This window comes from Rhodopseudomonas sp. BR0M22, from assembly GCF_010907035.1.
In the GTDB taxonomy this organism is placed as follows: Bacteria; Pseudomonadota; Alphaproteobacteria; order Rhizobiales; family Xanthobacteraceae; genus Rhodopseudomonas.
Genome location: NZ_QUMK01000022.1, coordinates 38,465 through 61,130, shown reverse-complemented (window position 1 = coordinate 61,130; position 22,666 = coordinate 38,465). Strand labels below are relative to the sequence as shown.

Sequence of the window (22,666 nt, the reverse complement as noted above, 5' to 3'; positions counted from 1 at the left end):
TGTCCGATCCGATTGGAAGCCGGTGCTGCGGCGGGGAGCCCGCCGAAGCTGACGTTAGGCGTCGAGATTGCGAAGCTGGGCGCGGTTGCGCAGTTCGATCTGGCGGGCGCCGGAGAAGCCGAGAATACCCTTGCTTTGGAGCTGAGACAGCGCGCGGGACACGGTTTCGAGGGTCAGGCCGAGGTAGTCGCCGATGTCGCGGCGGCACATCGGCAGTGCCATCAGGCCGGCGACAGCGAGGCGGCGGTCCATTTCCAAGAGGAAGTTGGCGACCCGCTCCATCGCATTCTTGCGGCCGAGCAGCAGCATGTGGTCTTCGGCGTGGCGCAGCTCGCCGGCGGTCATCGACCACAGGCCGCGCGCGATATTGATGTCGGTTGCGGCGGCCTGTTCGAGGCTGCGGCGCTTGATCAGGCGAACCGTGGTGTCGACGATCGCTTCGGCGGTGAGGCGGTGGGTCGGACCCGATTCCAGCCCGAACACGTTGCCCGGAAGATAGAAGGCGCCGATCTGGCGGCGGCCGTCGGACAGCAGCTTGTAGCTGCGCACCGCGCCGGACACGACCTGGTAAACGTACTCGGACGGCTCGTCCTCGCCGTAGATTTCCTCTTCTTTCTTATAGGTGAATTCGGAGGCAATCAGACCGGCGTGGCCGGTGGTGACGAAAAACTGCTCGGCCGAATAACAGGAAGGATCAATCGGGGCGGCGGTGGCGGGGGTCCTGAGCGACTGGTTCAGCATCTGGCCAACTCCTGGCGTAATCGGATGGCCAGGGTTGTACGGAAGATTCCGAGGTCGAGGTATTTCGCTCCATATCTTAAGTGGGTCCCCCTAAGTAGGTTTACGTAGGCCGGGGACGCGTCCGCCTCCGCACCCTGCGGGAAACACCAGTCTTAACAAGATCTTAAAAATTGGAGCGCGCGGGTGGGGCGTGCCGTCACGCCGCGGCGCCGCTCTCCTGCAGAGCGGCGCGAATATGCCACACCAGACTCTCTTCCAGGTGCGGCTTGACCACCACATGCTGCACGCCCGCCGAGCCGGCGCGGCTGGAAATGGTGGAATCCGGGTAGCCGGTGATCATCACGATCGGGACGCGGACATCACGCTCGCGCAATCCGCGGGCGAGGTCGATTCCGTTCATGCCGGGCATCTTGTAGTCGATCACGATGCAGTCGACCGGGCCATGGCCGATCGCATCCAGCAGCGCCGGTCCGCTCCGGAACGTGCGCACTGCGAAGCCGTCGGTTTCCAGCAGAAACCGTAGAGATCCGAGCACGCCCTGATCGTCGTCGACGACGTAAACGATGGTCTTTGTCGGCGGGCTTAGCATCACCAAACCTCACGTTTGGAGGGCTGCGAGAAATTTATAATGCTACCATATGGCTAGATTGCGCAGCCGGATTGATCTGTCTCAATCCTTGATGGCCCCGCCGCGCATCGCCATTCGCACCAGTTCCGACAGGCTGGAGGCTTGCATCTTGGTCATCACGTTGGCGCGATAGACCTCGATGGTCCGCGGGCTGATATCGAACTCGCGGGCGATCACCTTGTTCGACATCCCGGCGATCAGCCCATCCATCACCTGGCGTTCGCGCGGGCTGAGCGACTGGATACGTGCCGCGATGTCCTGCGTCACCGCCTCGCTCTTGGCGCCTTCCTGCGCCTGCTTCAGCGCCAGCTCGATCAATCCGATCAGGCGGTCGTCGTCGAACGGCTTCTCGATGAAGTCGGAGGCGCCGAGCTTCATCGCTTCGACCGCGAGCGGCACGTCTCCGTGACCGGTCATGATCAGGACCGGCAACTTGCTGCCGGCCGCCTTCTGCCGCTTCAGCAGATCGAGGCCGTCGATGCCGGGCATCCGGACGTCGGACAGGATGCAGCCGAATTCCACGTCCGGCAGATCGAGAAACGTCTGCGCGGATTCGTACAGTTTGACCTCGTACCCGGCAGAGCTCAGCAGGAATTCGATCGACTCCCGCATCGCGAGATCGTCGTCGATCACATGCACGATTCCCTTAGGCATCAGTCAAATCCCCGATCGGAGCGAGCGGCAGTGTGAAGCGAAACGTTGCGCCGCCGGCGCTGTTGGTTTCCGCCCACATCCGGCCGCCGTGCGCCTCGATGATCGAACGGCTGATCGAAAGGCCGACCCCCATTCCGGTTTCCTTGGTGGTGAAGAACGTTTGAAACAGCTTCGCCTTGACCTGCTCCGGCAGACCGCTGCCGGTGTCCGAGACGGTGACTTCGACCATGTCGTCCGCGACGAGCGTATTGCCGGCGGACAACTCCTTCTTATCGGAATTGGCCATCGCTTCCAGCGCGTTGCGGAAGAGATTCACCAGCACCTGCTGAATCTGCACGCGGTCGACCAGCACCAGATCGTGCGCCGGATCCAGATTGAAGCGCAGCACGACGCCTTGTTCCCGCGCGCCGGTCAGACCGAGGGCGCCTGCCTCCTCGATCAGTTTGGCGAGGCTCTCGACCCGCTTCTCGGATTCGCCGCGCGCGACGAAATCGCGCAGCCGCCGGATGATCTGGCCGGCACGCAGCGCCTGTTCGGCGGCGCGTTCCATGGCGGTCTCGATCTTCGCGGTGTTGGGATCGGTGCTGCCGGCGAGCAGCCGGCGTGAGCCCTTCATGTAGTTGCTGATCGCGGACAATGGCTGGTTCAGCTCGTGCGCCAGCGCCGAGGCCATTTCGCCCATCGCGGTGAGGCGCGAGACGTGAACCAGCTCGGCCTGCAGTTCGTGCAGCCGCGCCTGGATCTGCTGATACTCGGTGAGATCGCGGATAAAGCCGGTGAAGTAACGCTCGCCGCCGGATTCCATTTCGCCGATCGACAGGTGCATCGGGAACGAAGTGCCGTCCTTGCGGCGGCCGGTGACGATCCGGCCGATGCCGATGATGTGGCGTTCGCCGGTCGCGTTGTAGCGGTCGATGTATTCGTCGTGGCGTGACGCGTCGGAGCGAGGCATCATCGCGCTGATGTTCTGGCCGATCGCCTCGCGTTCGGACATGCCGAACATCCGCTCCGCGGCGCGCGAGAAGAACCGGATGATGCCGTGGCCGTCGATCAGGATCATCGCGTCGGGAGCGGTGTCGAGAATCGAGCGAAGCTGGCCCTGCTGCAGCCGCAGCTCCTGCTCCAACACTTTCTGCTGATCGATGTCGAGCACGATGCCGCACAGATACGACACGCCGTCCTCGTTGACGATGCCGCCGCGGGCGCGCAGCCAGTGGCTCGGCCGTACATTCTCCGCGACCCGGTACATCACGTCGACTTGGTCGCCGGACTCGATCGATCGCTGCAGCGCACGGGCAATCTGCTCCCGATCTTCAGGATCGACCAGCGAGATGAACGTGTCGTAGGTGAGCGGAGCGTCGGCCGGCACGCCCAACAGCTTCCGCGCGGTCGCCGAACACGCCAATTCCTGCGTGGCGAGATTGAGCTCCCAGGTGCCGACACCGTAGCCGTCGATGCCCTGCTGCAATCGACGATCGCGCGCGAGGAGTTCGGTCGGCGGTTGGGTTGGATCGGTCACGCGACGCCTGAAATGCTGACTTTGTCGCTCTTAACACACCGTCATTCCGATCCGCAACACGGTGTGACGGCGTGCCGACACTGTGGCGGAAGGCCAAGTGCCCTCCGCCTTTCAGGAACGCAGTCTCGGCGCCTGATGCGCCGAATTCAGCTCGCTTTCTTGGCGGCCCGATCGTCCTCCGGCGAATTGAGGTAGAACCCCGACATGGTGTCGACCCAGCACAGATGGTCGTGCACTTCGCGCACCCCGCAGACGTTCTCCGCCACCACGACCGCCGCCTGGCGCGACCGCTCTTCGGTGATCACGCCGTTGAGGTGAACGACGCCGTCGCGCACCAGCACGCTGAGGCCGAACGGGCGCCAGTCGTTGCGTTCGATTTCGGCGATGATCTTGTCGCGGATCTTGTCGTCCGCGGCGTTCGGCTCGGGCGCCTGGCGCGCCAGATCGGCGACCGCGCGCAACAGGTTCTTGCGGGTGACGATGCCGACCAGAACGTCGCCGCGCATCACCGGAAACCGTTTGACGTGATACTTCTCCATCAGCTTGACGATGGTTTCGATCGAGGTGTCCTCGGTGATCGTGTGCGGGTGATGCGTCATCACTTCGCCGACCTTGCGGCCGTGTTCGTGAACGAAATCGCCGGCGCAGGTGCCGGGGCCGAGTAGCATCCGCAGCCACCTGCCGCGCTTGCGCTCGGTGCCGATCTCGGCGCGCCTGATGAAATCGCCTTCGGAGATGATGCCGATCAGTTTGCCGTCGGCATCGACGACCGGCAGGCCGCTGAGATGGTTGTCGATCATCGCGCTGGCGGCGTCGACGATCGATGCCTCGGGGCCGATCGTCACCACCTGCCGGGTCATGATTTGGTGAGCACGCATATTCAGTCTCCCCTAAGCCGCGGCCGTGATCCGAGCGCCACGCCGGTCGCATCGTGGCTCGTTCTGTGCCCCGCCGGCACGATGCGTCAATGCGAGATCAGTGCAGGCAAGGTCAGCGATTTGAAGATGCCTCGGGTGACGCCGCCGAGGATGAACTCGCGCAGCCGCGAATGGCCGTAGCCGCCCATGACCAGCAGATTGGCGCCGATGTCGGCCGCGAACGACAGGATGGTGTTGTGAATGTTGTTCGGTGCCGCCGTGAGCTGGTGGCTGGTCGCGGCGAGATCATGCCGCAACAGATGCGCCAGCAATGCGCCGGACGATGCCTGGCCGACGACGTCCTCGTCTTCGTTGACGGCAACGACGTCGATCGCGTTGGCCCGCTTCAGGAACGGCATCGCGTCGCCCACGGCGCGGGTCGCCGGGCGTCCGCCGTCCCAACATACCAGGACGCGGTCCAAAGCGAGCGGGCCGGTGTGGATGTACGGCACCATCAGCATCGGCTTGCCGGAATTGAACAGCACCGCTTCCGGCAGCGGATCCTGGTGGCCGGGCTTGGCGCGGTCGGGTTGGGCCACGATGGTAAGGTCGTACAATCGCGAGATTTCCGCCAGGGCTTGGTTCGCCAGCACCGGCGTATCGCAAAGCGAGCGTGCACCGTGGGTGATGCCGGCGGCGCGTGCGGCGAGTTCGAACTGATCGAGTCGGGCCGCGGCCTCGTCGCCATCGGTGTTGTATTGGGTGGCGGCGGCGTAGTAGGCCGCCGAGGCACCGACCATGATCGCCGGATTGATCGGCTGGTAGGTGCAGACGATGCCGTCCAGATGCGCGTCGAACGCGCTGGCCACCGAGACGGCGCAGGCGACGACGCCATCGGCCGGTCGATCTGCCGGGATGTGGACGACGATGTCACTCAGCATTGCAGGGACTCCCGTTCCAACTGTCGTAGACGGGTGCGGAATATATGGCCGGGTACGTCGGCTACTTTGATCTATCTCATCGTGTCGAAACGGTTTGTTGCGGGATCATGGACGCCTTACAGCGGCCGTAAGCGGCGAGCGGCGGCTAGGAGAATGCAATGCCGCGGCGGTTCCGGGGGAGGTGTCGGTGACATACTCGACAGTGATGGTCGCGCTTGCGTTCGATCAGCCCAATGCCTGTCGTCTCGGCATCGCCGCGGAACTCGCCGAGCGGTTCGAATCGCGGCTGATCGGTATCGCCGCTTCGGAATTGAGCCCGCCCGTCTACTATATGAGCGGCACACAGGCCGAGCGGGTGATGGCGGAAGGGCTCGCTGCCATCAAGCAGCGGCTGGGCGAGCTGGAAGCAGAGTTCCGCCAGGCGATGAGCGGGCACGCGCGCGAACTGGAGTGGCGCGGCGCGATCGAGCAGCCGTCGCGCTATATTGTTCAGCAGGCGCGCGCGGCCGACATCGTGGTGTGCGGTGCCGGCACGCCGAGTATCCTCACCGATCCGTTCGCTCTGGCGGACCCGGCCGATCTGGTGATGGAAATCGGCCGGCCGTTGCTGGTGGTGCCGCCGAATGTCTGCCGGATCGATCTGTCCAGCGTGCTGGTCGCGTGGAAGGATGATCCGGAAGCGCGGCGTGCGATCGTCGATGCGCTGCCGCTGCTCCGCCAGGCGACCCATGTCACCGTCGCGCAGATTGTCGAGAGCGAGGAGGACGAGGGGCGGGCGGCCGCGCTCGCCGGTGTGCACGATGTCGTCGACTGGCTGTCGCGTCATCACATCCATGCGGTCGGCGAGGTCCCCGAGCCCACCGGCGACGTGTCGCGGCAAATCACCGAGGTGGCCCGCAGAGTCGGGGCTGGCATCGTGATCGCCGGAGCCTACGGACGCTCTCGCTTCCGGGAGTGGATTCTCGGCGGTGTCACTCAGCATCTGCTGGAGCAGACTTCGCGTTGCGCATTCCTGGCGCGCTGACGGCAATGGAGGCGGACTGTGTCCGTCCTCTGCCGGGTTCGACTGGGGCGCCTCTCCGGCGCCCCGCCGAGGTCGCTACCGCGATTTAACCACGTCGTCCGCCGGTCGCCGACGGATTATGAGATGACTGTAAGATGACAGCTTCATCGTTCTATATGCGGAGAGCATCGGGTGCCAAGACGCCCAAATCCAGTCGAGAATGACCGATAGATAGCGCGGCCTTCGCAGCGAAGGCCGCGACGAGGTGACGATGTTGCAGACTTCTCCGCAGGCGCAAAGCGCCGTCCCCCAGCAGGCTCGGCCGCCTGCGCCGCTCAGCCGCTCCAACGACAGCGATCGCACGCTGCATGCGACGCTTGCGCCATTGACCGGCGGACTGTCACCGACCGCGTTGACGCTGGCCTATGCCGATTGGCTGTCGCATTTGTTCTGGGCGCCGACCCGTCGGATGGATCTTGCGAGCGACGCGCTGCGTCGCGCCGCGCAGCTCGGCGAGGCTGCGCTCGATCAGTCCGCGCCGTGGTCGCTGATCGCGCCGCAGCCGCAGGACCGCCGCTTCACCGCGCCGGAGTGGCGAGAGCAGCCGTTCAACCTGATGGCTCAAGGCTTTCTGCTGGCCGAGCAATGGTGGCACGCCGCCACAACCGACATCCGCGGGGTTTCGGAGCAGAACGAGAAGATCGTCGAGTTCGCGACCCGGCAGATGCTCGACGTCTGGGCGCCGTCGAACTTCGCCCTCACCAATCCGGAAGTGCTTCGACGCACCGTGTCGACCGAAGGCCGCAACCTCGCCGACGGCTTCCGCAACTGGTGGGAGGATCTGCTCGAGCTGATGGCGCACGAGCCCAAGCACGATTTCGTGGTCGGCAAGGACGTCGCGGTGACGCCCGGCAAGGTGGTGTACAGCAACAACCTGATCGAGCTGATCCAATATGCGCCCGCGACCGAGACGGTGCGGCCGGAGCCGATCCTGATCGTGCCGGCGTGGATCATGAAATACTACATTCTCGATCTGTCGCCGCACAATTCGCTGGTGAAGTATCTCACCGAGCAGGGCTACACCGTGTTCATGATCTCGTGGCGCAACCCGACTGCCGCAGATCGCGAGGTCTCGCTCGAAGATTATCGCCGGCTCGGCGTGATGGCGGCGCTCGACACGATCGGCGCGATCCTGCCGGAACGTCCGGTGCATGCGGTGGGCTATTGTCTCGGCGGCACGCTGCTGTCGATCGCCGCAGCCGCGATGGGGCGCGACGGCGACGACCGGCTGAAATCGATCACGCTGTTCGCCGCCCAGACCGATTTCACCGAAGCCGGCGAACTGACGCTGTTCATCAACGAGAGTCAGGTCGCGTTCCTCGAAGACATGATGTGGAATCGCGGCGTACTCGACACCACCCAGATGTCCGGGGCGTTTCAGATCCTGCGCTCCAACGATCTGATCTGGTCGCGGCTGGTGCACGAATATCTGATGGGGGTGCGCTCCGAGCCGAACGACCTGATGGCCTGGAACGCCGATGCCACCCGGATGCCGTATCGGATGCATTCCGAATATCTGCGTAAGCTGTTCCTCGACAACGACCTGGCCGAAGGCCGCTACACGGTCGATGGCCGGCCGATCGCGTTGTCGGACATCCACACGCCGATCTTCGTCGTCGGCACCCAGCGCGATCACGTCGCGCCGTGGCGCTCGACCTTCAAGATCCATCTGCTCGCCGACGCCGACATCACGTTCTGTCTGACAGGCGGCGGCCACAATGCCGGCATCGTCTCACCGCCGTCGCCGAAGGCACACGGCTATCAGGTGATGACCAAGGAAGCCGATGGTCCGTATGTCGGGCCCGACGATTGGTTGAAGCAGGCACCCCACGCCGAAGGCTCGTGGTGGACCGAATGGGTGCATTGGCTCGGCACTCGCTCCGGCGAGCCGGTTGCGCCGCCGCGGGTCGGCTTGCCGGAGGTCGATCCGGGGACGCTCCCGAATGCGCCCGGCAGCTACGTGCTGCAGACCTGAGCGGTCCGCCGCAACGCCGTGAGTGCCCGGTCGAGTGTGTCGGCCGGCGTTCCCGACGCATCGATTTCGGTCCAGCCGAGCACGCCTCGCGCGTAGCTCTGCTGCTGCCGCGCGATCTCGGGCGTCGCGTCGGATGCGTCGCCGGTGCGGCCGGCGACCCGCGCGATCCGGGTGTCGAGGTCGGCTGTCAGAAACAGGCCATGAAACGGAACGGCAAGCACAGCCGCGGTGGCTTCGATCGCTTGGCGCTCGTCGGGCCTGGCGAACACCGCATCGACGATCACCGAATGCCCCTGTTTCAAGATATGCGCGGCACGCTCGGCCAGACCGCGATACACCGCCTCGGTCACTTCAGCGGTGTAGGCGGTTGCCGGCAGCCGCTCGGTGTCGGCGACGCCGTGCAGTCGTTTGCGCGCTACGTCGGACCGCAGCAGCACGGCCCCCGGCAGAGGCGGGACGTGACCGGACAACGCGCGCGCCAGCACCGATTTGCCGGTGCCCGACAGGCCGCCGACCGCGATCAGCCGAGGAGGCGGCGGCGCGATCAGCCGAAGCGCCAGTGCGAAATAGGAATCGGCCGTGCTCCTGTTGGAGCGCCTCGTCGCGTCGTCGGCTGCGGGCCGTGCCAGTAACACCTTGGCGCGGATCGCTGCGCGCATCGACAGCAGCAGCGGCAGTGTCGATAGGGCGTCGAGATTGTCCTCCGGCGTCACCGCCAGATAGCGGTTCAGAAGTTGCGCGGAGTCGCTGCCGCGGCCGTAGTGCAGCAAGTCCATCAGCGGGAAGGCGAGATCGTACAGCACGTCGACCGAGGCGAAGGCCGGATCGAATTCGATGGCGTCGAACAGCATCGGCTTGCCGTCGATGATCACGATGTTGGCGAGATGCAGATCGCCGTGACACCAGCGCACGAAGCCCGCGGCACCGCGCCGCTTCAACAGCGGCCGAAGCCGGAAGAGGGCGGCGCGGCTGGCCTGATCCAGTGCCGTGACATCGGCGGCGGCATAGCCGCCCGCAGCGAGCTCGTTGGTGTTGTCGGCCTGGATCGGTTCGATCGACGCCACCCAGGGCTCGCTCGCCGCCAGCGGCGCAGCGCGGTGCGATGCAGCGATCGTGTCGGCGACGGCGTCGATCAGCTCGGGACCGAGTGCGCCGGCGCGGGCGAGATGATCCAATGTTGCTTTATCGTCGAAGCGTGTCATTTCGACCGCCCATTCCACCGCGGGCCCGTCGCCGCCGATCTGTAACGCGTCCTTGTCAGTGCGCGTGATCGGAACGACACGGCGATAGATGGTGGGTGCGAATCGGCGACCGACCTCGAGCTCCTGTTCGCAGGCCGTCTTGCGTCGAGTGAGCGTCGAATAGTCCAGGAACGGGAACTTGACGGCCCGTTTGACCTTCAATGCCCGTTTTCCCTGGAGAAAGACCGCTGCGCCGTGGGTGTCGATCTGCACCGCCGGGGAGCTGTCATCGTCGCCGCCATGGCGGAGAAAGTCGAAGACTTCCTGTTGCTGGGAATTGTCGGCGGTGGCGTCGGTCGCGGGCATCGGGATTACTACTTAGGGGATCGCGGAACTGTCCGAAGATGGATCACGCTGCATTCCGAATGAGCAGTGCGGACGGGCAGATTGTGCACATTGTTATACGAAAACCGGCACTGCCGCGAATTGACGCCTGTTTGACCTTGATCAATTCAATTCGCCGGAGCTGCGGTCAATTTGCACCCCAACGACGATTAGCAGAGCTGCCATCTGGGCATTGCAGATCGTCGGTGAAAATTCCAAGTGATTGGGTCCGGTCTTGTACAAGTTTCTAGAGGCAACCGTTGCCGACCATATGACGCGAGCGGTGAAATCCGTCTCGCGCGAGTTGACCATGCGCGAGCTGGAGGACAAGTTCGAGCACGACGACTTCAACGCCTATCCGGTGGTGGAGGATCAGCGTGTCATCGGCATGGTGACCAAGTACGATTTTCTGAGTTGCTTTGCGTTTCACCCGACCCAGATGTTGCCGCATTACGACGACCTGATGAATCGGACGGTCGGCGACGTGATGTCGGCGGATTTTTTGTACGTGCACTCCGATACCAAGCTCACCCGGGTGCTCCAATTGATGGTGGAGCACCAGACGCGCAGCATCCCGGTCCTGGATGCCGATCGAAAACTGGACGGCATCATCTCGCGTGAGGACCTCATCAAGGCGCTAGCGAGCTTCACAAAGGTACGCTGACGGATCGATCGGTGCGCGTCTCTCCGCCGCGCACCGCTGGCGTTGGCTTACCGCGATATCTGTCGTACACAGTCACCCGCGAGTTCCGGATGGAGAGACGGCTGCCGTTCGCTGCTGGCCGGCCGGTGTCGAGGTGAGATGTCGACCTATCGATTGAACACTCTCCTGTCGCCTGGTGCAGTCGCGGTGGTCGGTGCCAGTCCGCGTCCCGCATCGCTCGGCCGAGCGATCCTCACCAATTTGCGCGAGGCGGGATTCAAAGGCGCGATCGGCGTCGTCAATCCGCGCTATCCGGAAATTGGCGGGTTCAAGACCGTCGGCTCGCTCGCGCAGCTCTCGTTCGTTCCCGATCTGATTGTGATCACTGCGCCGCCGCGCTCGGTCGCCAAGGTCGTAGCCGAAGCTGGCGAACTCGGCGTCGCGGGCGCGATCATCATCAGTTCGGAGATGGGGCGCGGCAAGGGCTCCTACGCGGAAGCAGCCAATCGCGCCGCGCGCAAGTCCGGCATCCGGCTGATCGGCCCGAACTGTCTCGGCATCATGATTCCCGGCGTCAATCTCAACGCCAGCTTCGCCGCCCACATGCCGCGGCGGGGCAATCTGGCGCTGATCTCCCAGTCCGGCGCGATCGCGGCCGGCATGGTGGATTGGGCGGCCGTGAAGGAGATCGGCTTCTCCGGCATCGTCTCGATCGGCGACCAGCTCGACGTCGACATCGCCGACATGCTTGACTTCTATGCGGCCGATCTCGAGACCCGCGCGATCCTGCTCTACATCGAAGCCGTCACCGACGCTCGCAAGTTCATGTCGGCGGCCCGCGCGGCTGCCCGGGTCAAGCCGGTGGTGGTGGTGAAGTCGGGGCGGATGGCGCACGGCGCCAAGGCCGCGGCGACCCACACCGGCGCCTTCGCCGGTGCCGATGCCGTGTACGAGGCCGCGTTTCGCCGCGCCGGCATGTTGCGGGTGTACGACCTGCGCGAATTGTTCGATTGCGCCGAAACGCTCGGGCGCGTCAGCGCGCCGCGCGGCAAGCGGGTCGCGATCCTCACCAATGGCGGCGGCATCGGCATTCTGGCGGTCGACCGGCTGGTCGAACTCGGCGGTGAACCGGCGGCGCTGTCGGCCGATCTGCACAAGAAGCTCGACGCGGTCCTGCCGACCTCGTGGTCCGGATTCAATCCGATCGACATCACTGGTGATGCCGACGCCGAGCGTTACTCGGCGACGCTGTCGATGCTGCTCGCCGATCCGGATAACGACGCCATTTTGGTGATGAACGTGCAGACGGCGGTGGCTTCGCCCGGCGACATCGCCCGCGAAGTCATCCGCGTCGTCGGCGAAGAGCGGGTGCGTCGCACGCTGTTCAAGCCGGTGTTCGCGGTCTGGGTCGGTGCCGAGGAGGCGGTCACCCACGGCTTCGACGCCGCCTCGATTCCGAACTATCCGACCGAGGACGACGCGGTCCGCAGCATCATGAACATGGTGCGCTACCGCGAGGCGGTGCAGCTCCTCACCGAAGTGCCGCCGTCGCTCCCGAAGGATTTCGACCCGGACACCGAGACCGCGCGGGCGATCGTCGAGAAGGCGCTGCGCGAGGGTCGCTCCTGGCTCGATCCGCTGGAGATCAGTGGTCTGTTCGCGGCCTATCAGATTCCGATGATCCCGACGCTGGCGGCGACCAATGCCGAAGAGGCGGTGTCGTGGGCGTCGTCGTTCCTGTCGCAAGGCGTCACCGTGGTGGTGAAAGTGCTGTCGCGCGACATCCCGCACAAGTCCGACATCGGCGGCGTGGTGCTCAATCTCACCAGCGTCGAAGCGGTCCGCGCCGCAGTCGACGACATCCTGGCGCGCGCCGCCAAACTGCGGCCGAATGCGCGGCTCGACGGCGTCATGGTGCAGCCGATGATCCTGCGGCCGAAGGCGCGCGAACTCACCATCGGCATTGCCGACGATCCGACCTTCGGTCCGGTGATCGCCTTCGGCCAAGGCGGCACCGGCGTCGAACTGATCGACGACAGGTCGCTGGCGCTGCCGCCGCTCGATCTGCCGCTCGCCGAGTCGCTGATCGCGCGCACCCGCGTGTCGAAGCTGCTTGGTGCCTATCGCGATGTGCCGGAGGTCAAGCGCAGCGCGGTGGCGCTCGCGCTGGTCAAGCTGTCGCAGATGGCGGCCGACCTGCCGGAGATCCGCGAACTCGACGTCAATCCGTTGCTGGCCGACGAAACCGGCGTGGTGGCGATCGACGCACGGGTCGTGGTACGCGCGCCGGAACGCAGGTTTGCCGGCCGCGGCAACGTTCATTTCGCGGTGAAGCCGTATCCGACCGAATGGGAGCGGCATCTGACCGTGAAGGACGGCTGGCGCGTGCTGGCCCGGCCGATCCGCCCGGACGACGAGCCGGGGATCCACGAATTGCTCAAGCACGTCACGCCCGAGGATCTGCGGCTGCGGTTCTTCGCGGCCATGAAGGAGTTCAGCCACGCCTTCATCGCGCGATTGTCGCAGATCGATTACGCCCGCGCGATGGCGTTCGTGGCGTTCGATGAAATCACCGGCGAGATGCTCGGTGTGGTCCGCATCCATTCGGACTCGATCTATGAAAGCGGCGAATACGCGATCCTGCTGCGCTCCGACCTGAAGGGCAAAGGGCTCGGCTGGGCGTTGATGAAGCTGATCATCGAATACGCCCGGTCCGAAGGGTTGCACTATGTCTGCGGCCAGGTGCTGCGGGAGAACACCGCGATGCTGCGGATGTGCCGTGATCTCGGCTTCGAGACCAAGACCGATGCGTCCGAGCCGGACATTCTCAACGTCCGGCTGCCGCTGACCGAAGAAGCCGCGCGCGCCGCCAATTCGGCGTGACGATCCACTGGCCTATTGACCGCTACAGCCGGCTGACCGCGACGACGCGGAACGTATGCATGTCGCCTTCTTCACGGAGCGATACGTACTCGCCCTGAACGAAGCGTTCGTCGGCGAAGTGATAGCCGGCTTCGTCGGGAAGTTTCGTATCGCTGTCATATTGAAATGCCCATGATCCGCCGGGACGATGCACCAGATGGCCGAGGCTGTCGGGCTGATGCGGCCGCTGCCGTGACACCCGGCAGGCTTCGCGGTGCTTCTTCCAAATCTCCGGATCGATCCGATCCTCGGCATCGAGCGGAGCGATGATCACGTAGGCGATGTTGGCTTCGCCTTCCGGATGTCCAGGTTCGCGTGCGAGTTCGAGCCTGATCTGGCGAAAGCATGCCGGCAACGAGGTGTTGAGGATTGCGGAGGGCGTGGCCTTGGTCATTGTTTCGCTCCTGTCGTTGCGCACAATGCTGCTTCAGCGCAGAAGCAACATAATTGATTTGCATCAACCGAGGCGCGGGACGCAGACTGTGCACCGCAACAGATCGGCGCGAATCGAAACGGAGCAGCACATGCTGGCCTTCGACACCGGATGGGACCAGCCGTGAGCGTAGCGCCTGTCCTGGATGCCCACACCGATGGTGATACGCTGGAGCTCAAGCCGACCGGGGCTTGGATTGCGACCAACAGCAAGTCGATGGAGCGGCTGTCCGACGACGTGGCCCCGCAGATCGCCGCGGCGAAGTCGCTGACGATCGACATGGCCGAGATCGGTGAGATCGACACCATCGGCGCCTGGGTGCTGGAAAAGCTGTCGCGCAGCGCCGCGCAGGCCGGTCGCACGGCCCAGTTCAAGGGCATTTCCGGCAATTACGCCGAACTGATCGACGAGGTGCGGCAGCTCAACCGGCGTGGACCGACGCCGCATCCGAAACCCAATCCGATCATCGCCAAGCTCGATCAGATCGGCCGCTCCGCCTGGAGCGCCACCGCCGATATCGCGGTCTTCCTGGAGATGCTCGGCGCGCTCGGCGCCGCGTTGCTCGGTGTGCTGCGCCGGCCGCGTTCGCTGCGGCTGACCTCGTTGACTTACCAAGTGTACCGGGTCGGCTGGCAGGCGATTCCGATCATGGTGCTGATCACCTTCCTGATCGGCGCGATCATTGCGCAGCAGGGGATTTTCCACTTCCGTAAGTTCGGCGCCGAGTCTTATGTCGTCGACATGGTCGCCATCCTGGTGCTGCGCGAGATCGGCGTGCTGATCGTCGCGATCATGGTCGCCGGGCGCTCGGGCAGTGCCTATACGGCCGAGCTCGGCTCGATGAAGATGCGCGAGGAGATCGATGCGCTCTCGACCATGGGGCTCGATCCGGTCGAAGTGCTGATCCTGCCGCGGATTATCGCGTTGGTGATCGCGCTGCCGATTCTCGCCTTCATCGGCTCGATGGCGGCGCTGTATGGCGGCATGCTGACGGCCTGGTTCTATGGCGGTATGCAGCCATCGGTGTTCATCGCCCGGCTGCACGAAGCGGTGTCGCTGAATTCGTTTCAGGTCGGGATGTGGAAGGCGCCGTTCATGGCGCTGGTGATCGGTATCGTCGCCTGCAGCGAAGGCCTGCGGGTCAAGGGCAGCGCCGAGTCGCTGGGTTTGCAGACCACGACATCCGTGGTGAAGTCGATCTTCCTGGTGATCGTGCTGGACGGGATGTTCGCCGTCTTCTTCGCTTCGATCGGGATGTAGCGATGGACGCGCTCGCCGAACTCTACGCCATCCGCGTCGCCGATCTCGTGGTCGGCTTCGGTCGGCAGACCGTGCTCGATCATCTGTCGCTCGATGTTCACCGCGGCGAAATCCTCGGATTGGTCGGTGCGTCGGGCGGCGGCAAGTCGGTGCTGATGCGTACCATCATCGGCCTGATCCCGAAGCAGAGCGGCCACATCGAAGTGATGGGCCACGACACCGAACGCGGCTTCGGCAGCGCTCGTGCATCGGTGGCGGCGACCTGGGGTATCCTGTTTCAGCAGGGCGCCTTGTTCTCCTCGCTGACGGCCCGCCAGAATGTGCAGTTTCCGCTCCGCGAGATGCTCGACATGTCGGAGAAGCTGCAGGACGAGATCGCCACCGCCAAGCTGGAAATGGTCGGTATCGGTCCCGACGACTGGGACAAGTTTCCGGCGCAGCTCTCCGGCGGCATGACCAAACGTGTCGCACTGGCCCGCGCGCTGGCGCTCGATCCTTCGATCGTGTTTCTCGACGAGCCGACCAGCGGCCTCGACCCGATTGCGGCCGGCGACTTCGATCAGTTGATCAAGACCCTGCAAACCACGCTCGGGCTCACCGTGTTCATGGTGACCCACGACCTCGCCAGCCTCAACGTCGTTTGCGACCGCGTCGCCGCGTTGGCGGACGGCAAGATCGTGGCGGTGGGGCCGATGCACGACCTGCTGCAATCCGAACATCCCTGGGTGCGGGCCTATTTCCACGGCAAGCGCTCGGCGATGCTCCAGCCCAAACAGGACTAGGACGCCACGCCCATGGAAACTCGTGCTCCTTTCGTGATCGTCGGTGCGTTCGTGCTCGCGGCGATCTTCGCGGTGTTCGGCTTCGTGTTCTGGCTGCACAACACCTCGGGCGTCGGCGCGCGCACCAGCTACCACGTCCAATTTCGCGACCCCGTGCCGGGGCTGCTGGTCGGCGCCGCGGTGCTGTTCAACGGCATCCGCGTCGGCGAGGTCACGGCGCTGGGGCTCGCGCCGGATGATCCGCGGCGGGTCGACGTGACGATCGCGGTGGCGCCGGCGACGCCGGTCCGGCCGGACACCAAGGTCGGCTTGGATTTCCAGGGACTGACCGGCGTGCCGGTGGTCGCTCTTGAGGGCGGCAAGCAGCTCACCGGATCGGCGATCGCCACCACGCTGATCGCGGAGCCGGGCGCCGGGATGAGCATGACGCAGGCCGCCCGCGAGGCGCTGCGCAAGGTCGATACCGTGCTCGGCGACAATGCCGGGCCGCTGAAGGACACGATTGCGAATCTCAAGACGTTCTCGGAGTGGCTGTCGAGCAAGACCGGCAAGCTCGACGGCATCCTCGGCGGCGTCGAACGGATGACCGGCGCCAACGAGCCGGTGGTCAAGAAGGTGGTGTACGACCTGTCGGCTGCGAGCGGCTTCCCGCCGCCATCGCCGCCGCTCAAGGCGCAGCTTACCATTCCGGAATCCAATACGGTGGTGCTGTTCGACAGCCAGAAGATGCTGCTGGCGCCCGGTCTGGACGTTCCGGCCTTTGCCGGCGCGCAGTGGAGCGACAGCCTTCCGAAGATGCTGCAGGAAAAGCTGATCCAGAGCTTCGAAAACTACGACATCGCCCACGCGCCGATGCGCCCCAACGACGCCGTGCAGCCGGACTACCAGCTGCTGACCGATATCAGGAGTTTTCAGGTGATCGGCGAGGCGGATGCGCTTCGTGCTGAGATCGCGTTCAGCGCCAAGATCATCGACAAGGACGGCAAGCTGGTCGCGGCCAAGCTGTTTCAGCAGGCAACGCCGCTCGACAAGCCGGAGCCGGCTGCCGCCGTCACCGCGTTCGACAAATCGTTCGATACCATCGCCAAGGAGCTGGTGCCGTGGGCCGCGCAGGCGCTCGCGTCCGGCCATGCCGAGGCCGATCCGGCGCCGCAGACCAGTCGGCCGCCTAGCGCTCCAAAGTCTTCAGGTATGACAAAAGGTCGTTGATCTGAGCGGGATCGAGTTCGAACTCCGGCATTCGTGGATGACCGGTATAGATCCCCTCGGCGAACGCTTCGGCCAGCGTTTCAACCGGATACCGCTTGTGCAGAGTGCGGAATGGCGGCGCCTGTTCGAGCCGGCTTTTGCCCGAGCGCCCGATTGCATGGCAGCGCGCGCAATGGGCTTTCGCAAAGCCGAGGCCCCGCCTTTCCGACGGGGTTGCCGCAGACGTTTGGCCCGCCAGCATCAAGAGGATCGCCGTACCGGCGAAAAGACGTCGCATCAAGCCGTCCGGTCGGTAGAGTAGGTCAGCCAACAACAACTTGCACGATGCATGTGGGGCGTGGCATGACCTTGATCTGTGTCAAGCTCGCTTGACGATTTGCCGACATATTAGATTTTCTGGCGCAACGGGGCGGTCAGTCGACGGCGATGCGCGCCAGGATTGGTTCGTTCTGGCGACCGCATGGAGTGATGGATGCCGCATCTCGCTTACCCGACCACGACCTGCGAGGGATTTCGGTGTGAGACGCATTGCGCGGTGCGCGGGTTGGCCATTTGCGGCGAACTCGCCCCGGCCGAGCACGAGGAATTCGAGCGTCTCGCCCAGCACGTCCGCTATGGGCCGAAAGAGGCGCTGTTCTCCGAGGACGAGGTCGCCGATTCGGTCTACAGCTTGGTCGAAGGCATTGCCCGCCTGTACAAACTGCTCCCCGACGGTCGTCGCCAGATCATCGGTTTTGCGCTTCCGGGCGATTTCCTCGGCATGGCGCCCGGTAACCGTTACTCGTTTTCGGCAGATTCCATCGGCGGCGTCACCGTCTGCAAGTTCTTCCGCGGACCGTTCCTGCGCTTCATCGAAAATCGCCCGCAGATGCTGCTCCGCATGAACGAGTTCGCGACCCGCGAACTCAGCCTCGCGCAGGATCAGATGCTGCTGCTCGGTCGGCGCTCGGCAGAGGAAAAGGTCGCCGCCTTCCTGGTCGGTTGGCGGGAGCGGCTCGCGCGCCTCGAGGGCGTCACCAAGACCGTCAGCCTGCCGATGGGCCGACAGGACATCGCCGATTTCCTCGGCTTGACCATCGAGACCGTAAGCCGCACCTTCACCAAGCTCGAACGGGAAAAACTGATCGTGATCGTCCCGGACGGCGTGCGCGTGCTGGACCCGAAACGCTTCGACGCGCTCGCCGCGGCCTGAACCGTTGAACCGTCGTCGCGCGCCCGTCGGGATCCCACCCGAGGCGCCAATGCGCGACGAACCGCCGGCCTATCTCGCAGTCAGGCACTCCTGCTACGAAATCCTGGATTCCCAGGCGCAGACCTCGCGCATGGGCGTGGCGGTCAATCGCGTTATCGTGTTCTTCATCGTGCTCAGCGTCGCGGTCACCGTGACGGAGTCGGTGCCGGCGATGCGCGAAGGCTACGCGCTGGTGTTCCGGGCCATCGAGCTGCTCTGCTTGGTGGTGTTCTCGATCGAATACTACATCCGGATTTGGATCGCTCCGGAGCATCTTCCCTATCGCCACATGAGTCCGCTGCGTGCCGGGCTCGCCTACATGCTGAGCCCGCAGGGCATCGTCGATTGCCTGGCGGTGATGCCGCTGTGGGTGGCGATGCTCGGGTTCGACGATCTGCGCGTGCTGATCATCCTGCGCGTCCTGCGTGTGCTGAAATTCGCGCGGTACTCGTCGGGGATGCGGTCATTGCTGGAGGTGCTGGAAAGCGAGCGACGGGCGCTGATGGCCTGTCTGGTTATTCTCGCCTGTGCGACCCTGGTCTCGGCGACCGCAATGCACATCGCCGAAGGCAACGTTCAGCCGGAGAAGTTCGGCACCATTCCGGATGCGATGTGGTGGGCGATCGTGACGCTCAGCACGATCGGCTACGGCGATGTCGTGCCGGCGACCGGCGTGGGCAGGATGATCGCGTCGGCCACCATCATCTGCGGCCTGATCATGATCGCGTTGCCGGTCGGTATCGTCGCCAATGCGTTCTCCGAGGTGATCCACCGGCGTGATTTCATCGTCAACTGGAGCATGGTGGCGCGGGTCCCGCTGTTTTCTCACCTCACCGCCGGCGACATCGCCCATATCATGCAGCTTCTTCAGGCGCGCCAGATCGATCGCGGCGAAGTCGTTTTCCGTCGGGGCGAGCCCGCCACCGCGATGTATTTCATTGCCGAGGGGGAGATCGAAATCGAATTGGGCCCGGAGGAGAAAGGCCGCAGGATCAGGCTCGGCACCGGGCACTTCTTCGGCGAAATCGCCGTTTTGAATCGAGTGGAGCGCTCGGCGACCGTCAAGGCAGTGTCGCGCACGCGGCTGCTGGTGCTGGATGGCGCAGACTTGCGCGCGCTGATTGCACGCGAGCCGAGTATCGCGCGCAAGATCAATGAGATCGTCGAAGGCCGCACCGGCCGTAACCTCAACCTCGAGATCGCCGATCTCGAGGGACAGGCGGAGGTGACGCTCGGAGAGCGCGCCTGACTGCGGCAGGACTTACTCGGCCGCCATCGCGAACGACGCGTACCGCGTTCCGCCATCACGGTGACGCTTCTTCGGAAATTCGCCCGGCCGCGCCAGCGACCGCTGCGCTGCCAGAAACGCCATCACCTTGTTGCCGGCGTCGGCGAACGATGCACCGGGCGGAAGGCCGAACTTGCGGCAATCCTCAGCCGACAGTGTCTGCTTGGCATGGCGCAACGCCATTGCGGGGCCCCACCACCAGCCGGGCGCGGGAGCACGATCGCCCGCCGGCACCGCCCGCCATGCGGCCATTTCCTGCGCCAAACGGTTGAAATCGATGTTTTGTGCCGGTTGCATATTGCGCGTCGTCCTTGTTGAGCCGGCTTAACGAACAGACCCCTGAAAAGTTGCAGCGCGCCGGGTGCGGACGGAAGCTTTGCGGAGCAATGGTCCGCTACCGTTCTCAGTCGCGAAAACTCATGATAACGGTTCGCATATGAACCAGCGTGCCGCGATCGATATCCGCCACTCCACCTGTCCGCATGATTGTCCGTCGGCCTGTGCGCTCGACGTCGAAGTGATCGACGGCGCGACCGTCGGTCGGCTGCGCGGCTCGAAGCGGCAGACCTACACGGCCGGCGTTGTCTGCGCCAAAGTTGCTCGCTACGCCGAGCGCATCCACCATCCCGACCGACTGATCTATCCGATGCGTCGGACCGGCCCGAAAGGCTCCGGGCAGTTTGCGCGTATTTCCTGGGACGATGCCCTGGACGAGATCGTTGCGCGGTTTCAGGCCGCCGAAGCCGAGTTCGGCGCGGAGTCGGTTTGGCCATATTACTATGCCGGCACCATGGGGCTGGTGATGCGCGACGGCATCAACCGCCTCGCCAACGTCAAGAAATACTCGCGGTTCTATTCGACGATCTGCGCGAACATCGCCTGGGCGGGCTATGCGGCGGGTGCCGGTAAGGTCGCCGGTGTCGATCCGCGCGAAATGGCGAAGTCGGATCTGATTGTCATCTGGGGTACCAATCCGGTCTCGACCCAGGTCAACGTGATGACCCATGCGGCGCGTGCCCGCAAAGACCGCGGAGCCAAGATCGCCGTCGTCGATATCTACGACAACGAAACGATGCAGCAGGCCGACATCCGGATCATCCTGCGGCCGGGCACCGACGGTGCTTTCGCCTGCGGCGTGATGCATGTTCTGTTTCGCGATGGTCTCGCGGACCGCGCCTATATGGCGCGCTACACCGATTGTCCCGAGGCGCTGGAAGCGCATCTCGCGACCAGGACTCCGGCCTGGGCCTCGGCAATCTGCGGTGTGCCGGAGGCGGAGATCGAAGCGTTCGCGCACGCGGTCGGCGGCACCAAGCGCAGTTTCTTCCGGCTCGGCTACGGCTTCACCCGCAGCCGCAACGGCGCGGCCCAGATGCATGCCGCACTGTGTATTCCGGCCGTGACCGGTGCCTGGCAGCACGAAGGCGGCGGCGCATTCTTTAACAACGGCGCGATCTTCGGCTTCGACAAATCCTTGATCGAAGGGTTGGATCAGCTCGATCCGGCGACGCGGATACTGGATCAGTCGCAGATCGGCCGGATCCTCACCGGCGACGCCGAGGCGCTGGCCGGCGGCGCGCCGGTCAAAGCGATGCTGATCCAGAACACCAACCCGATGACCGTGGCGCCGGAGCAGGAGCTGGTACGCGCCGGCTTTGCGCGCGAAGACTTGTTCGTTGCGGTGCACGAACAGTTCATGACCGAGACCGCGCTGATGGCCGACATCGTACTGCCGGCGACGATGTTCCTGGAGCACGATGATCTGTACTACGGCGGCGGTCATCAGCACATCTCGGTCGGCGCGCGGCTGATCGACCCGCCGGGTGAGTGCCGCTCCAATCACGAGGTGCTACAGGGGCTGGCGCAGCGGCTCGGCGTCGAGCATCCGGCATTTGCCATGACACCGCGCGAAGTCGTCGATACGACGCTGAAAAGCAGTGGCTACGGTGATATCGAGCAGCTCGAGGCCGATCTCTGGCGCGATCTGCAGCCAGATTTCCGCACGTCGCACTTTCTCGACGGCTTCGGGCATCCGGACGGCAAGTTTCATTTCCGGGCGGACTGGAGCAACGTCAACCTGGCACGCAAGCTGAAGCTCGGGCCGTGGCAGGCGATGCCGAGCCTGCCGGACCACTGGGCGGTGACCGAAGAAGCCGACGCGGAGCATCCGTTCCGGCTCGCGACCAGCCCGGCCCGCAGCTTCCTCAACTCCACCTTCAATGAGACGCCCTCGTCGCAAGCGCGCGAGGGGGAGCCGACCGTCATGATGCATCCGTCCGACGCGGTCGAAATCGGTGCCGGGGACGGCGAACTCGTGATGCTGGGGAATACCCGGGGGGAAACGTTGCTCACGGTCCGGTTGAACGGCGGACTGCGGCGCGGCGTTTTGGTCGCCGAATCAGTGTTTCCGAACCGGACTCATCGTGGTGGACGCGGAATCAACGTCCTGACCAGCGCAGAAGCAATCGCGCCGCACGGCGGTGCGGCGTTCCACGATAATAAAGTCTGGGTCAAAAAGGCTGCAGCGCCGCTCGCGAAGCGCGACTGATAGGGCCGGATGGATTCGACCCTGGCCGGCAATCGGCTGTCGTAGTCGCTTCGCGAGCTGCGCGTTCGGGCTCAGCGCTGGTGGCCGAGGCCGATACCGAGCTTCAGCGCCTTCTGACGCAGCGAGCCAACGGTCCGATTGGTCAGACGGGCGATTTCCGCCACCGGAGTGCGCGCCTTCGAATGCGCCTTCAGCTCCTTGATGTCTTCCTTGGTGTATTCGCGGCGAGTGATCTTGCCCTTCTTGGCGGCCTTGGCCTTGGTAGCGGTCTTCGCCGCGGCCTTGGTCACGACCTTCTTGGCCTTCTTCGACTTCGCTGCGGTCTTCGCAGTCTTTGCTTTCGCTTTCTTTGCCACGCGTAGGCTCCTTTAGTGAAGCGCCCTTCTACTACACTCAATTCGTGCCGA

21 protein-coding genes are annotated in these 22,666 nt (G+C 64.5%); 10 read left to right on the top strand and 11 right to left on the bottom strand.

Features of this window, described 5'->3' with window-relative positions:
• Positions 1-54: 54 nt before the first annotated feature.
• The 6 genes from DY468_RS09575 to DY468_RS09550 all read right to left on the bottom strand — a co-directional run bounded on the left by DY468_RS09575 (position 55) and on the right by DY468_RS09550 (position 5,340).
• Positions 55-741 (bottom strand): helix-turn-helix domain-containing protein, encoded by a 687-nt coding sequence (locus DY468_RS09575; RefSeq protein ID WP_164604581.1) that lies wholly within the window; start codon positions 739-741, stop codon positions 55-57.
• Between the two features lie 196 nt (positions 742-937).
• A complete protein-coding gene (locus DY468_RS09570; protein ID WP_164604580.1) occupies positions 938-1,330 on the bottom strand; it encodes a response regulator in 393 nt (130 codons plus the stop codon).
• Between the two features lie 81 nt (positions 1,331-1,411).
• Entirely contained in the window at positions 1,412-2,023 is a 612-nt protein-coding gene (gene fixJ / locus DY468_RS09565) for a response regulator FixJ (RefSeq protein WP_164604579.1), read from the bottom strand.
• On the bottom strand, positions 2,016-3,542 hold the full coding sequence (gene fixL, locus DY468_RS09560; protein ID WP_164604578.1) for a sensor protein FixL: 1,527 nt from the start codon (positions 3,540-3,542) through the stop codon (positions 2,016-2,018). The genes fixJ and fixL overlap by 8 nt, the downstream gene beginning before the upstream one ends.
• 146 nt (positions 3,543-3,688) lie before the next feature.
• On the bottom strand, positions 3,689-4,420 hold the full coding sequence (locus DY468_RS09555) for a CBS domain-containing protein (RefSeq protein ID WP_164604577.1): 732 nt from the start codon (positions 4,418-4,420) through the stop codon (positions 3,689-3,691).
• Between the two features lie 86 nt (positions 4,421-4,506).
• A complete protein-coding gene (locus DY468_RS09550; RefSeq protein WP_164604576.1) occupies positions 4,507-5,340 on the bottom strand; it encodes a universal stress protein in 834 nt (277 codons plus the stop codon).
• A gap of 187 nt (positions 5,341-5,527) precedes the next feature.
• On the opposite strand from DY468_RS09550, the gene DY468_RS09545 reads away from it, so the two are divergent.
• Complete coding sequence (locus DY468_RS09545) at positions 5,528-6,364, top strand: universal stress protein (protein WP_164604575.1); 837 nt, start codon at positions 5,528-5,530, stop codon at positions 6,362-6,364.
• Positions 6,365-6,614: 250 nt separating this feature from the next.
• Positions 6,615-8,378, top strand: a complete 1,764-nt coding sequence (locus DY468_RS09540; RefSeq protein ID WP_164604574.1) for a PHA/PHB synthase family protein — start codon at positions 6,615-6,617, stop codon at positions 8,376-8,378.
• Here DY468_RS09540 and DY468_RS09535 read toward each other — a convergent pair.
• Entirely contained in the window at positions 8,360-9,925 is a 1,566-nt protein-coding gene (locus DY468_RS09535) for a bifunctional aminoglycoside phosphotransferase/ATP-binding protein (RefSeq protein WP_164604573.1), read from the bottom strand. The two genes, DY468_RS09540 and DY468_RS09535, sit on opposite strands and share 19 nt — an antisense overlap.
• A gap of 253 nt (positions 9,926-10,178) precedes the next feature.
• On the opposite strand from DY468_RS09535, the gene DY468_RS09530 reads away from it, so the two are divergent.
• Together DY468_RS09530 and DY468_RS09525 are read left to right on the top strand one after the other, a co-directional pair.
• A complete protein-coding gene (locus tag DY468_RS09530; protein WP_205512173.1) occupies positions 10,179-10,607 on the top strand; it encodes a CBS domain-containing protein in 429 nt (142 codons plus the stop codon).
• Between the two features lie 138 nt (positions 10,608-10,745).
• Positions 10,746-13,469, top strand: coding sequence for a bifunctional acetate--CoA ligase family protein/GNAT family N-acetyltransferase (locus DY468_RS09525; RefSeq protein ID WP_164604572.1), 2,724 nt, complete (start codon positions 10,746-10,748; stop codon positions 13,467-13,469).
• Between the two features lie 22 nt (positions 13,470-13,491).
• Here DY468_RS09525 and DY468_RS09520 read toward each other — a convergent pair whose 3' ends face one another.
• Positions 13,492-13,902: a hypothetical protein gene (locus DY468_RS09520; RefSeq protein ID WP_164604571.1), complete on the bottom strand. Its 411-nt coding sequence runs from the start codon at positions 13,900-13,902 to the stop codon at positions 13,492-13,494.
• Positions 13,903-14,052: 150 nt separating this feature from the next.
• Between DY468_RS09520 and DY468_RS09515 the strand changes: the two genes are divergently transcribed.
• Genes DY468_RS09515 through DY468_RS09505 form a run of 3 tightly spaced genes read left to right on the top strand, consistent with a single transcriptional unit; the run spans position 14,053 to position 17,192 of the window.
• The gene (locus DY468_RS09515; RefSeq protein ID WP_164604570.1) at positions 14,053-15,201 is read left to right on the top strand and encodes an ABC transporter permease; all 1,149 of its coding nucleotides are present in this window, start codon (positions 14,053-14,055) and stop codon (positions 15,199-15,201) included.
• Between the two features lie 2 nt (positions 15,202-15,203).
• Positions 15,204-15,983: an ABC transporter ATP-binding protein gene (locus tag DY468_RS09510; protein ID WP_164604569.1), complete on the top strand. Its 780-nt coding sequence runs from the start codon at positions 15,204-15,206 to the stop codon at positions 15,981-15,983.
• Between the two features lie 12 nt (positions 15,984-15,995).
• On the top strand, positions 15,996-17,192 hold the full coding sequence (locus tag DY468_RS09505) for an ABC-type transport auxiliary lipoprotein family protein (protein ID WP_164604568.1): 1,197 nt from the start codon (positions 15,996-15,998) through the stop codon (positions 17,190-17,192).
• Here the strand turns inward: DY468_RS09505 and DY468_RS09500 are convergent.
• Complete coding sequence (locus tag DY468_RS09500; protein ID WP_164604567.1) at positions 17,152-17,469, bottom strand: c-type cytochrome; 318 nt, start codon at positions 17,467-17,469, stop codon at positions 17,152-17,154. The genes DY468_RS09505 and DY468_RS09500 overlap by 41 nt on opposite strands.
• A gap of 195 nt (positions 17,470-17,664) precedes the next feature.
• On the opposite strand from DY468_RS09500, the gene aadR reads away from it, so the two are divergent.
• Positions 17,665-18,384, top strand: coding sequence for a transcriptional activatory protein AadR (aadR, locus tag DY468_RS09495; RefSeq protein WP_164604566.1), 720 nt, complete (start codon positions 17,665-17,667; stop codon positions 18,382-18,384).
• 49 nt (positions 18,385-18,433) lie between these two features.
• On the top strand, positions 18,434-19,672 hold the full coding sequence (locus DY468_RS09490) for a cyclic nucleotide-gated ion channel (RefSeq protein WP_164604565.1): 1,239 nt from the start codon (positions 18,434-18,436) through the stop codon (positions 19,670-19,672).
• Positions 19,673-19,684: 12 nt separating this feature from the next.
• Here the strand turns inward: DY468_RS09490 and DY468_RS09485 are convergent, their stop codons facing one another.
• A complete protein-coding gene (locus DY468_RS09485; RefSeq protein ID WP_164604564.1) occupies positions 19,685-20,008 on the bottom strand; it encodes a hypothetical protein in 324 nt (107 codons plus the stop codon).
• Positions 20,009-20,147: 139 nt separating this feature from the next.
• On the opposite strand from DY468_RS09485, the gene DY468_RS09480 reads away from it, so the two are divergent.
• Complete coding sequence (locus DY468_RS09480; protein ID WP_164604563.1) at positions 20,148-22,259, top strand: molybdopterin-containing oxidoreductase family protein; 2,112 nt, start codon at positions 20,148-20,150, stop codon at positions 22,257-22,259.
• A gap of 71 nt (positions 22,260-22,330) precedes the next feature.
• Here the strand turns inward: DY468_RS09480 and DY468_RS09475 are convergent, their stop codons facing one another.
• Positions 22,331-22,615: a hypothetical protein gene (locus DY468_RS09475; protein ID WP_011159765.1), complete on the bottom strand. Its 285-nt coding sequence runs from the start codon at positions 22,613-22,615 to the stop codon at positions 22,331-22,333.
• Positions 22,616-22,666: the final 51 nt, after the last annotated feature.